The following is a 12,474-nucleotide window of genomic DNA, read 5'->3' as shown; positions in this document are numbered from 1 at the left end:
GCAGAACGAAGAAGGAGACAGACCCCGATGAAGACGACAACGACACAGCCTTTTTCCGGGCGGCGCCTGCTTGCGGGCGCCTTGCTGTGCCTGGGCCTTGCAGCCCCGGCGCTGGCCCAGACGGCCGCCAGCCCGCAGGACCGCGCCGGTGCGGCCGTCAAGCGCGTCGACGGCAATTTCGTGCGCGCCAACGCGGCGAAGAAGACGCCCGACTGGCCCAGCTACGGGCTGGACTACGCCGAGTCGCGCTTCAGCAAACTCGACCAGGTCAACACCGGCAACGTGAAGCAGCTCGGGCTGGTCTGGTCGTACAACCTCGAATCGACGCGCGGCGTGGAAGCCACGCCGCTGGTGGTCGACGGCATCATGTACGTCACGGCCTCGTGGAGCATCGTGCATGCGATCGACACGCGCACCGGGCAGAAGATCTGGACCTTCGATCCGCAGGTCGACCGCACGAAGGGCTTCAGGGGCTGCTGCGACGTGGTCAACCGCGGCGTGGCGCTGTACGAAGGCCGCGTCTACGTGGCCGCCTACGACGGCCGCCTGATCGCGCTCGACGCCGCCACCGGCCAGAAGGTGTGGGAGAAGAACACCATCGAGGGCCAGAAGGGCAGCTACACCATCACCGGCGCGCCGCGCGTGTTCAAGGGCAAGGTCATCATCGGCAACGGCGGCGCCGAGTACGGCGTGCGCGGCTACGTCACCGCCTACGACGCGAAGACCGGCGACCAGAAGTGGCGCTGGTTCGTGGTGCCCGGCGACCCGAGCAAGCCTTTCGAAGACGAGTCGATGGCGCGCGCCGCCAAGACCTGGGACCCGAGCGGCAAGTACTGGGAAGCCGGCGGCGGCGGCACCGCGTGGGACAGCTTCGCCTTCGACCCCGAGCTCAACCTGATGTACGTGGGCACCGGCAACGGCTCGCCCTGGGCGGCCAAGGCGCGCAGCCCCAAGGGCGGCGACAACCTGTACCTGGGCTCGGTGGTCGCGCTCGACCCCGACACCGGCAAGTACAAGTGGCACTACCAGGAGACGCCCGGCGACAACTGGGACTACACCTCGACCCAGTCGATGATCCTGGCCGACGTCAAGCTGAACGGCAAGGCGCGCAAGGTGCTGCTGCATGCGCCCAAGAACGGCTTCTTCTTCGTCATCGACCGCACCAACGGCAAGTTCATCTCGGCGAAGAACTTCGTCGCGGTCAACTGGGCCACGGGCTACGACAAGAACGGCCGGCCCATCGAGGTCCCCGCCGCGCGGCAGAACGAGAAGCCGGGCGACAGCATCCCGGGCCCGTTCGGCGCGCACAACTGGCACCCGATGTCCTACAACCCGCAGACCGGCCTGGCTTACCTGCCGGCCCAGCACGTGCCGATCAACCTGATGGACGACAAGGCCTGGAAGTTCGACGAGAACGCGCCCGGCCGGCCGCACGCGGCGCTGGGCTGGAACCTCGGCAAGTTCGCCAACGTCGAGCCGCCCACGAGCAAGCCCTTCGGCCGCCTCGTGGCCTGGGACCCCATCAAGCAGAAGGAAGCCTGGGGCGTGGACTACGCCTCGCCGTGGAACGGCGGCACGCTGACCACCGCCGGCGACCTGGTGTTCCAGGGCACGGCCGACGGGCGCCTGGTGGCCTACCACGCCAAGACCGGCGAGAAGCTGTGGGAAACGCCCACCGGCACCGGCGTGGTGGCGGCGCCCGCGACCTACATGGTGGACGGCAAGCAGTACGTGTCGGTGGCCGTGGGCTGGGGCGGCGTGTACGGCCTGGCGCAGCGCGCCACCGAGCGGCAGGGGCCGGGCACGGTCTACACCTTCGCGGTCGGCGGCACGGCCAAGATGCCCGCGTTCGTCGAGTACCGCATGGCCAAGCTGGTGCAGGGCGTGAAGTACGACCCCGCCAAGGTCCAGGCCGGCACCATGCTGTACGTGAGCAACTGCGTGTTCTGCCACGGCGTGCCGGGCGTGGACCGCGGCGGCAACATCCCGAACCTGGGCTACCTCGACCCGGCCTACATCGAGAACCTCGACAAGTTCGTGCTCAAGGGCCCGGCCATGTCGCGCGGCATGCCCGACTTCACGGGCAAGCTCTCGGGCGACGACATCGAGAGCATCAAGGCCTTCATCCAGGGCACGGCGGACGCGATCCGGCCGAAGTAAGCAGGGCGCACCCGCGCAACCAAACAGAAAAGGCGCCGATGGCGCCTTTTCTTTTGGGCAGGGCGGTTGTCAGCCTGCGAGGCGCAGCTCGTGGATCAGCCCCGCCACGTTGCCCACCTGCAGCTTGTCGTAGATCGACTGGATGTGGTTGCGCACCGTGGCCGGCGAGCGGTTCAGGATGGCGGCCACTTCCTTGTGAGTGTCGCCGCGCGCCAGCAGTTCGGCGATGGTGTGCTCGCGCGGCGTGAGGCTGTCGGCGCGGCAGCGATGGCGGCACTTGAGGAACAGCAGGCGCTGCTCGACGCGGTGCGTGACCACGATCTCGCGCCCGTTGAAGCGCGCGTGGCCCTGCAGAAAGTGCTGCAGCAGCGCATCGGGCAGCGTGCGGCCGTGCCAGGCCGGCCACTCGGCCTTCAGCATCGCCTCGAACAGCCGGTCGGCGTGGTACAGCACGCCGCGCAGGTCGCCGATGGCCGAGCCGCCGGGCGACGCGCTGCCCGCTTCGAGGCGGTCCAGGTGCATCACGCGGTTCAGCGCCAGCGCCTGCATCACGTGCGGCGCGAGGCTGGCGAGCAGTTGCCGCTCTTCCTCCGTGCCGTGGGCTTCCGGGTCGGCGCGGAACAGGCTGAGCCAGTGGACGAAGCTCGTCTGCGGGTTCGAATCCGAGGTGATGAAGAAGTTGGCCTGCTCGAAGCGGCGGCCGTAGTCGCGCAGCTCGGCCTGGTCGTCGCGGCAGAACCACGCCTGCGCATTGAAGGCGAGCGTGGCGTTCGACTGCTTGGCCACCTCGCCGGCGGCCGTGTCCATGTGCTTGACCTGCTCGTAGGCCGTGACCATCTCGAGCGGCTGGTTGTGCAGGTGGATCGTGTGGATGTCGATGCCGTGGTCGGTGCGGGTGGCGGTACCCCACATCGACGAGTCGAAGGGCAGCACGGGCTTGAGGAGGTCGAGCGCGGCGTCCTGGAAGGCGTCGATGGGCAGCTCGTGCGAGAGGCGGTACAGCCGCAACAGGAGGTCGCTGAAGTCGCGCGGGACACCGGCCGTGAAGGTCATGCGGGGAGTCTTCCAGCCCCGGCGCCGCATGCCCATCCCATGTTCCGGTGACGCGCGCGGGGCTCGGCCGCGCGGTTTCAAGAATGGTGCATTTGCATCATTTGATTTCCAAAAGCGAAAGCTATTGTTTGCAGCGCCCTCGGTTGCTGACCAGGCCCTTTCCCTTTTCGAGAGACCCACGATGCCCCACCCCACCTCCAGAATCCCCCACGCCCTGTCCCTTGCCACCCTGTTGATCCTCGGCGCCTGCGGCGGCGGTGGGGGTGGCGGAGGCGGCGGTGGTTTCGCATTTCCCGTCGGTACGGGCGGCAACGGCGGCACGCCGCCCGCCGCCGAGTCGCCCGGCACGCTGAGCGGCACCGTGGCCACCGGCGCGGCCTTTGCCGGCGCCGCGCTCACCGTGTTCGACCAGACCGGCGCCAAGGTCTGCGAAGTGACCGTGCCGGCCGAAGGCACCTACAGCTGCGTGCTGCCCGCCGGCACCAAGGCGCCGCTGGTGATCCAGGCCGTGCGCGACGACCTCACGCTCTACAGCACCACCGCCAGCACCGCCACCGGCACCACCAACGTCACGCCGCTGACCACCGTCGTGGTGGCGCAGCTGTCGCCCAACGGCGATCCGTCGAAGCTCGCCGCCGCGGTGCAGGCCGACGCCGGCGCCGTCACACCGGGCGCCATCAGCGACCAGGTGGCCAAGCTCGTGGCCGCGCTCAAGCCGCTGCTGGACGCGCTCAACACCAGCATCGACCCGATGAGCGGCACCTTCCAGGCCAACGGCACGGGACAGGACCGCGTGCTCGACACGCTGAACGTGTCGGTGCGCCCCGACGGCACGGCCGCCAACATCGAGATCACCGTCAAGGCGCAGCCCGCGAGCGAAGAGAGCGCGCCGGTGTCCATCGTCTTTCGCACCGGCGAGAGCAGCATCGCGCCGCTGCCCGCGGTCGATGCCGCGGCCCTCGTGCAGCCGCCCACGCCGGCGATGGTCAAGGACCTGCTGGACCGCCTCAACGCCTGCTACGCGCTGCCGCTGAACGAGCGCGTGGACAGCACCATCGGCTCCGACGGCAACGCCTTCGGCGAAGCCGCCGACGTGGTCGCACCGGCCTGCCGCACGCTGTTCGTGGGCGACGACCCGGCCAGCTTCGTCGCGGCCGGCCTGCACATCGGGCGCGCGTCGAGCGGCCCGCGCCGGCCTTTCGAAAGCCTGTTCCGCTTCGGCCCGACGAACCTGAAGCACGACCGCGGCAATTTCGAATACTTCCACCCGGGCGGCGACATCGCGCTCACCTACCGCTGGACCGACAGCGTGGGCAACACCGACAACGACGTGTTCAACGCCAAGATCGTGAATGGCGCGCTCAAGCTCACCGGCAACAGCAACGCCTACCGCGCCGCCGTGCGTCCGCAGCAGGAGCTGAAGGACTTCCTCAAGCACGCGAACCTGAAGTACCACGCCGCGGGCTACAACGTGTCGGTGGACAACGTGCTCGACGGCAACGGCGACTCGATCTTCACGAAGGTGGTGGCGACCTCGTCGGCGCTGCCGGGCCGCGAGCTGGTCCTCGTGCCCCGGGCCGGGCTGACCACCCTGGTGCTCACCACCGACGGCACCGCCAACGGCGCGCTGAACTCCTCGCTGTGGCGCATGGCCGCGCGCTACGTGGACCCGGCGCAAGGCGGCAACCCGAGCAGCGTCGAGTCCGGCAATCTCTTCGCAGCGCCGCAGTTCGACGACGCGCAGCTGAGCGCCATTCCCGACCAGGCGGTCTGGAAGCTCGAGTTCTACCTGGCGGCCGGCGGGACCAACCCGGTGCAGTACGTGCGCACCTTCTCGCGCGCGCCGACCCTTGCCGAGGCCGTGCAACTGCCGACCGTGGAAATGACGCCGGCCCTGCGCGCCGAGCTGATGCAGGAAATCGACGGTGTCCCGCGCGGCATCGTGTTCGGCGCGCCGGTGCCGTCCGACCCCAGTGCCAACAACATCGACTTCAGCGCCGAGGGCAACCTCGACGGCTGGGCCGTGCCCAGCGGCGCCTACGCGCCGACCACCTTCCTGGTGGCCGGCCGTGGCCCGAACAACAACCGCTTCACCGACTCGATCACCGTGCGCACCTCGGCGCGCAAGGCCGTCATCTACTGCCAGCCGGTGAACTCGCCGAGCGACAACCACTGCGTGAGCGTCGGCAACAACGCCTACCAATACGCGCAGGGCTCGTCGGTCAGCAGCTTCATCTTCACGGCACGCACCGCGCGCCAGGTCGATGTGCGCAAGAACTTCGAGGCGTGGACCTACTCGCCTCCCTGATTCTTTTCCTGCTGTCACCGCATGAAAAAAGCCGCCGGCCCTTTCGGGTCGGCGGCTTTTTCTCTGAGAGATCGAAAGGATCAGTCGGCGTAGACGCCGGCGGCCTTGATGATCGGGCCCCACTTGGCGATTTCGGCGGCGACGAACTTCTTGTGCTCGGCCGGCTCGACGCGCTTGTCGGTGGTGATCACGGCGCCCAGGCCTTCTTCGCGCTTGATGAACGCCGGGTCCTTCATGGCGGCCTTGATGGCTTCGTTGATCTTCTTCAGAACCGGTGCGGGCGTGCCCTTGGGGGCGTACACGCCGTGCCAGATCGACACTTCGAAGCCCTTCAGGCCCGACTCGTCGAGCGTGGGCAGGTCTTTCAGCGCGGGCGTGGTCAGGCGCTTGGCGGTGGTCACGGCGTAGGCCTTGACCTTCTTGGCCTCGATCTGCGACGTGGTGTTGGTGGTCTGGTCGCACAGCAGGTCGATCTGGCCGCCCAGCAGGTCGGCGATGGCCGGCGCGGTGCCCTTGTACGGCACGGGCGTCATCTCGATCTTCAGCGCGCTCTGGAACAGCAGGCCGCACAGGTGCGAGGCGGCGCCCAGGCCGGCGTTGCCCAGGTTGATCTTGCCCTTGTTGGCATTGATCCAGGTCGTCAGTTCCTTGTAGTTGTTGGCGGGCAGGCCGGGCTTGCCGATGAGCGTCATCGGCACTTCATTGACCATGCCGAGGTATTCGAAGTCGTTCTCGACGTTGAACGGCAGCTTGCGGTACAGCGCCGGCATCGTCGACATGCCGATGTGGTTCAGCAGCAGCGTGTAGCCGTCGGGGTTGGCGCGCGCCACCTTGGCGGTGCCGATCGAGCTGCCGGCGCCGGCGGTGTTGTCCACGATGATCGTCGTGCCCAGCGTCTTCTGCAGCGATTCGGCCAGGTCGCGGGCCACGCGGTCGGTCGGGCCGCCGGCCGAGAAAGGCACCACCAGCGTCACGGGCTTGCCTGCGGGGAAATCCTGGGCGTGTGCGCCGACGGCGGCCGCGGCAATCGCCGCGAGGGCAAACAGTTTCTTCATGATGTCTCCGACGGAGTTTTTAAATGGAAAGGGTCGCGATCTTATCGGCTGACCGGGGGCTGACCCATACCGAATAGCCCTTAGGAATGTCACCGTTTTCGCCCCATGCTGGGGCATGATCACGCCCGTCCCGCGCACCCGCGCCGGGGTGACCACAACCACAAACAGGCCAGCCCGACGGGCGGCATCGAGGAGAAGAAACCAATGGATCCCTGGGTCTATCCGCGCGAGCGTTGGCTCGGCAAACTCACGCTCGTTCTGGGCCTGCTGGCCTGGACGCTGATCGTCGTCGGCACGCTGGGCATCGCGCTGCTGTACGTGCTGCTGGGCTTCATCGGCTACGTGTTCGCGCAGTCGGCGGTCATCGCCTGGATCAAGGGCACGGGCGTGAAGCTGTCGCCCCAGCAGCTGCCCGAGCTGCACGCGCGCTTCGTCGACTGCTGCACCCGCCTGGGCATCGCGCAGCCGCCCGAGGCCTACCTGCTGCACGGCGACGGCATGTTCAACGCCTTTGCCACGCGCTTTTTCGGGCGCAACTTCGTGGTGCTGCTGTCCGACGTGGTCGACGCCATGGAGGCGCAGCCCGACGGCATCCACTTCTACATGGGCCACGAGCTGGGCCACATCCGCCGCGGCCACCTCACGGGCCACATCTGGCGCGCGCCCGTGCTCTGGCTGCCGCTGCTGGGCGCGGCCTATGCGCGCGCCAAGGAATACACCTGCGACCTGCACGGCGCCGCCTGCTGCCGCGAGGTCGACTCCGCGCCGCGCGCGCTGGTGGCGCTGGCCGCCGGCGCGCAGCAGTGGCGCAACGTGAACCTGCAGCGCTACGCCGCCCAGTCGGCCGGCAACCGCGGCTTCTGGGGCTCGTTCCACGAACTCATCGGCGGCTACCCCTGGCTCACCAAGCGCGTCGCCCGCGCCATCGACCCGGGCGCCAAGCTGCCCGAGCGCAACCCGGTGGCCTACCTGCTCGCGCTCTTCGTGCCGTATGCCGGCCGGGCCGGCGGCGGCGCGGCGGGTGTGCTGATCGTGGTGGCTGTCATCGGCGTCATGGCGGCTGCAGCCATCCCCGCCTACCAGGAGTACCAGACCCGCGCCGTCGTCGCGCAGGCCTGGGCCGAGGGCGCGCCGGTGCGCAACGCGCTCACGCGCCACTACGAGGAAAAGGCCGAGATCCCCGACACCCTGGCCGCCGTCGGCCTGCCGGAGAACCTGCCCAACGGCGCGACCCTCACGCTCGACCCCGACAGCATGGTGGTGGAGGTGGCCACGACCAAGGGCACGCTGCGCATGGAGCCGTCGTCGACCGACCGGGGCATTGCGTGGCATTGCAGCGCGGGGGAGGGGTTGAAGGACAAGGCGTTGCCGGCGAGCTGCAAGAAGTAGCCGGGCATTGGCCCTGATGACGTCCCCCGCTTCCATCGCACACGCGTGGCGCCTGCCGCGCGACTTCGCGCTCATCACCGTGGCGGTCGAAGCGGCCATCGTGGGGGTCCGCTTCGGCAGGCAGCTATGGCCTGGCTCGGGGCACGAAGGCTATGACCTGGACGTGTGGGCAGGCATGGCGGCCAACCTCGCGATGGCCTGGGTGCTGGCCGCGGCGCTGGCCTGGAGCCATGCGCGCCAGGCATTGGAGGTGCGTGGCGGTGCGCGCCTGGCGCAGCTGCGCGGCCCGCGTGTGCGCCATGCCGGGGCCTATCTCATCGTGCGGGTGCTGGACTACTTCGTGCTGAGCCCATGGCTCTACGGGCTGGGGTTGCTCTACATGCCGGGCGGTCGGCTGGTGCAACTGGCGATGCTGGTGCTGAGCGTGTGGCTGGCAACCTGGCTTGCGCTGAGGCAGGGCACTCAGGCATCGGCCGCGTCGTTCGATGCGGGCGATGCCGACGCCGTGGCGCCCGCGAGCGCATCGCCGGGTCGCGCCACGGTAGCGCTGTTGATCGCCGCCGTGTCCGCGTCGATCCAGATTTGGTGCGCGATGGTCACGGACCCGTGGCACGAGGCCATGAGGACCATGGACCGCGTGGCGCCCTTCCTGAGCTGGGTCGCGCCGCCGTTGTTGGTCTTTGCTCTGGCGTTCTGGGGCGCGTGGCTCGGCATCGGCCGTGGCCCGCTCCCCACACGGGTCCGGCCCTTCCGGGCCGTGGCCGCGTCGGTGCTGGCCTTTGTGCTGGTGCTGGCGGGCTGCGCTGCCGTCATCCTCGCGGGACTGGGGTTGCTGGAGCCGTCCCAGACCAGCATGGCCGGTGTCGGCGACCTGGTCATCCTGCTGGCCGCGCTCGTACCGCTCTACCCCTTACTGACCGTGCTGCTCACGCGCTTCATCACGCGTCGCCTGTACCGCCCCTACTTGTAGCTGCGCGCGTCCTCGATCACCTTGCCGTCGTTCGGCAAGGTGCCCGGCGCCACCAGCTCGATGGTGCCGCGCAGTTTGGTCACTTCGCGCACCGCGTCGGCAATGCGCGCGTCGAGCCCGGCCGGGGCGCCGGCGCATTCCAGCTTGAAGGTCATCTGGTCGTCGCCCATCTCGCCCGACACCACGAGCCGCGCGCGCACGATCTCGGGAAAGCGCCGCACGACCTCGGCGACCTGCGACGGATGCACGAACATGCCGCGCACCTTGGTGGTCTGGTCGGCGCGGCCGAGCCAGCCCTTGATGCGCTTGTTGGTGCGGCCCGTGGGGCAGGTGCCCGCGAGCACGGCCGAGAGGTCGCCGGTGCCGAAGCGCACCAGCGGGTAGTCGGGGTTGAAGGTGGTGACGACGATCTCGCCCACCTCGCCGTCGGGCACGGGGTCGCCGGTGCCGGGGCGCACGATCTCGACCAGCACGCCCTCGTCGATCACCAGGCCCTGGCGCGCGCTGGTTTCGTACGCGATGAGGCCCAGGTCGGCGGTCGCGTAGCACTGGATGCCCTGCACGCCGTGCGCGGCGATCCAGTCGTGCAGGCTGGGCGGAAAGGCCTCGCCGGACACCAGCGCCTTGGTGAACCACGGCAGCTTCTGGCCTTTTTCTTCGGCCTTCTCCAGCAGGATCTTCAGGAAGCTCGGCGTGCCCGCATAGCCGTCGGGCTTGAGGTCGACGATGGCTTCGAGCTGCTGCTCGGTCTGGCCCGTGCCGCCCGCGAAGATGGTGCAGCCCATGGCATGCGCGCCGCTTTCCATGATGGAGCCGGCCGGCGTCATGTGGTAGCTGAAGCTGTTGTGGATCAGCTCGCCGCTGCGAAAGCCCGCCGCATGCAGGGCCCGCGCGGTGCGCCAGTAGTCGCGCGCCTCGCCCTCGGGCTCGTAGATGGTGCCGGGGCTCGCGAAGATGCGCGGCATGCGCGGCCCGCGCACGATCGATGCGAAGCCGCCGAAGGGGTCGTCGGCGCGGCGTGCCTTCTGCAGCTCGAGCAGTTCCGACTTGCGGGTGACGGGCAGCTTGGCGAGCGCTTCGCGCGAGGTGACGTCGGCGGGCTTCACGCCGTCGAGGATCTTCGTGAAGGCGGACGTTGCAGTCTGTGCCTGGGCGATCTGCTTGGGCAGCGCGGCCAGCAGGTCACGTTCGCGTTCGGCGGGGTCGCGGATTTCCAGTTGGTCGTAGTGGTCGTTCATGTCCGTACCCTTCGTCTATCGATTCGGTCGCTCTGGGGTGGGTACTTCAGGCCAACCAGCGCTTGCGGCGCTTGTAGCTCTTCACATCGCGGAAACTCTTGCGGTCTGCGCCGCCCACGCCGAGGTAGAACTCCTTCACGTCCTCGTTCTCGCGCAGGCTCTTGGCCTCGCCGTCCATCACGATGCGGCCGTTCTCCAGGATGTAGCCGTAGTCGGCGTAGCGCAGCGCCATGTTGGTGTTCTGCTCGGCCAGCAGGAAGGTCACTTTTTCCTTGGTATTCAGGTCTTTCACGATCTCGAACACCTCTTCCACGATCTGTGGCGCCAGGCCCATCGAGGGCTCGTCCAGCAGCACCATGGTCGGGTTGGCCATCAGCGCACGGCCGATGGCGCACATCTGCTGCTCGCCGCCCGAGGTGTAGGCCGCCTGCGAGGTGCGGCGCGTCTTCAGGCGCGGGAAATACGCGTAGACCTTCTCCAGCGTCTCCTGCACCGAGGCCTTGCCGTCGGTGCGCGTGTAGGCGCCGGTCATCAGGTTCTCTTCGATGGTCAGGTGGGCGAAGCAATGGCGGCCTTCCATCACCTGGATCAGCCCGCGCTTGACCAGCTCGGCCGGCGACAGCGCCTCGATGCGCTCGCCGCGCAGCTCGATGGTGCCCTTGGTCACGGCGCCGCGTTCGCCCGCGAGCAGGTTGCTCACGGCGCGCAGCGTGGTCGTCTTGCCGGCGCCGTTGCCGCCGAGCAGCGCGACGATGCCGCTTTCGGGCACGGTCAGCGACACGCCCTTGAGCACGAGGATCACGTGGTTGTAGATGACCTCGATGCCGTTGACGTTGAGAAGGATCTTGGGTTCGCTCATGGTGTGGTCCGAAGCATTCGCAAGAACGGCACATCGCCGTCCTTGCGAATGGCGGCTCTTGCGAGCCGCCACGGCACTCAGTGCATCAGGATTGGCAGTCGGCTGCTTCGCGGCGGGTGAGCTTCTTTTCGCCCGCGTACTTGTCGGCAGCCGCCTTCACCATCGGCTTGATGATCTGGCTGTCGGCCTCGTACCAGTCGGACATGCCGCCCCACTTCGCGCCGTCCCAGGTGTGCACGCGCGCCCAGGTCGAGCCCATGTGGTCCTGGCACGAGGTGCTCACCGGGCGCATCACGCCCGAGAAGCCCAGTGCGTCCAGCTTCTTCTGGTCGAGTGCAAGGTTTTCCATGCCCCAGCGCACCTGCTCGCCGGTCATGACCTTGCCCTTGCCGAAGCGCTCCTGCGCACGACGAACGGCCTCGATGGTCAGCATCTGGATGATCACGCCGCGCGTGTAGAGCACCGAGCCCACTTCGTCCTTCGGACCCGTGCCCTGGCCCTTGTCGTGCACCTGCTTGAGGATGTCCTGGATCACCTTGGGCTGCGTGCCCGAGGTGTTCAGCGCCAGCGCGTTGTAGCCCTTGGCGTTGGCGCCCACGTCCTTCACGTCGGGTTCGGCGCCGGCCCACCACACGCCGTACATCTTCTCGCGCGGGTAGCCCGTGGCCACGGCTTCCTTCAGGGCGGTGGAGTTCATCACGCCCCAGCCCCACAGCAGCACGAAGTCGGGACGCGACTGGCGCACCTGCAGCCAGGCCGACTTCTGTTCCACGCCCGGCGCGGTCACGGGGATCAGCGACAGCTCGAAGCCGTTCTGCTTGGCACGCTCCTGCAGCAGCGGAATCGGCTCCTTGCCGAACGGCGAGTCGTGGTACACGAGGGCGATCTTCTTGCCCTTGAGCTTGTCCATGCCGCCTTCTTTTTTGCCGATGTGCTGGATCAGGATGTCGGCCGCGGTCCAGTAGGAGCCCATGAGCGGGAAGTTCCACTTGAACACGCCGCCATCTTGCGAGGCCGACAGGCCGTAGCCCAGCGTGATGAGCGGGATCTTGTCGGTGGGCACCTTGTCGGTCAGCGCGAAGGTGATGCCGGTGGCCTGCGGGTCGAACAGCGTCACGCCCGGGCGGCCCTTCAGGCGCTCGTAGCATTCCACGCCCTTGTCGGTGGCGTAGCCGGTTTCGCATTCCTCGTACGTGATCTTCACGCCGTTGATGCCGCCGGTGGCGTTGATGTACTTGATGTAGTCCTGCTTGCCATTGGCCCAGGGCGTGCCGTTGGGCGCGTAGGGGCCGGTGCGGTACACCAGCAGCGGGAAGAACTGTTCCTTGGCCTGGGCCTGCGCGAGCGAAGGCGCGAAGGCCGCGCCGAGGGTGCTGGCCACCAGGGCGGCGGTCAGAGCGAGCGATTTCAGTGTCATGCCTGTCTCCTTTTGTGGGCACCTC

The 12,474-nt window shown here is 68.2% G+C and carries 9 protein-coding genes; 4 read left to right on the top strand and 5 right to left on the bottom strand.

Annotated features, from left to right (window positions below; translation table 11 throughout):
* Positions 1–27: 27 nt before the first annotated feature.
* On the top strand, positions 28–2,160 hold the full coding sequence (locus tag AC1RGU_RS27895; protein ID WP_492699474.1) for a PQQ-dependent dehydrogenase, methanol/ethanol family: 2,133 nt from the start codon (positions 28–30) through the stop codon (positions 2,158–2,160).
* Positions 2,161–2,229: 69 nt separating this feature from the next.
* Here the strand turns inward: AC1RGU_RS27895 and AC1RGU_RS27890 are convergent, their stop codons facing one another.
* Positions 2,230–3,213, bottom strand: a complete 984-nt coding sequence (locus AC1RGU_RS27890) for a helix-turn-helix transcriptional regulator (RefSeq protein WP_062473909.1) — start codon at positions 3,211–3,213, stop codon at positions 2,230–2,232.
* A 181-nt stretch (positions 3,214–3,394) separates the two neighbouring features.
* On the opposite strand from AC1RGU_RS27890, the gene AC1RGU_RS27885 reads away from it, so the two are divergent.
* Entirely contained in the window at positions 3,395–5,521 is a 2,127-nt protein-coding gene (locus AC1RGU_RS27885) for a carboxypeptidase regulatory-like domain-containing protein (protein ID WP_492699472.1), read from the top strand.
* Positions 5,522–5,601: 80 nt separating this feature from the next.
* Here AC1RGU_RS27885 and AC1RGU_RS27880 read toward each other — a convergent pair whose 3' ends face one another.
* Positions 5,602–6,576 carry a tripartite tricarboxylate transporter substrate-binding protein gene (locus tag AC1RGU_RS27880; protein WP_139700556.1) on the bottom strand — a complete coding sequence of 325 codons (975 nt, stop codon included), beginning with the start codon at positions 6,574–6,576 and terminating at the stop codon, positions 5,602–5,604.
* Positions 6,577–6,780: 204 nt separating this feature from the next.
* On the opposite strand from AC1RGU_RS27880, the gene AC1RGU_RS27875 reads away from it, so the two are divergent.
* A complete protein-coding gene (locus tag AC1RGU_RS27875) occupies positions 6,781–7,965 on the top strand; it encodes a M48 family metalloprotease (RefSeq protein WP_487847494.1) in 1,185 nt (394 codons plus the stop codon).
* 16 nt (positions 7,966–7,981) lie between these two features.
* Positions 7,982–8,935, top strand: coding sequence for a hypothetical protein (locus tag AC1RGU_RS27870; RefSeq protein ID WP_492699534.1), 954 nt, complete (start codon positions 7,982–7,984; stop codon positions 8,933–8,935).
* Here AC1RGU_RS27870 and AC1RGU_RS27865 read toward each other — a convergent pair.
* From AC1RGU_RS27865 to AC1RGU_RS27855, 3 genes are all read right to left on the bottom strand, one after another.
* Positions 8,926–10,173, bottom strand: coding sequence for a phenylacetate--CoA ligase family protein (locus AC1RGU_RS27865; protein ID WP_307581995.1), 1,248 nt, complete (start codon positions 10,171–10,173; stop codon positions 8,926–8,928). The genes AC1RGU_RS27870 and AC1RGU_RS27865 overlap by 10 nt on opposite strands.
* A gap of 46 nt (positions 10,174–10,219) precedes the next feature.
* Positions 10,220–11,032 (bottom strand): ABC transporter ATP-binding protein, encoded by an 813-nt coding sequence (locus AC1RGU_RS27860; protein WP_062473897.1) that lies wholly within the window; start codon positions 11,030–11,032, stop codon positions 10,220–10,222.
* Positions 11,033–11,117: 85 nt separating this feature from the next.
* Positions 11,118–12,449, bottom strand: coding sequence for an ABC transporter substrate-binding protein (locus AC1RGU_RS27855; protein WP_062473894.1), 1,332 nt, complete (start codon positions 12,447–12,449; stop codon positions 11,118–11,120).
* Positions 12,450–12,474: the final 25 nt, after the last annotated feature.

The organism is Variovorax sp. GW823-FHT02B07, from assembly GCF_058797695.1.
The sequence above is the reverse complement of the archived record's forward strand: the minus strand, read 5'-3'. Positions and strand labels throughout refer to the sequence as shown.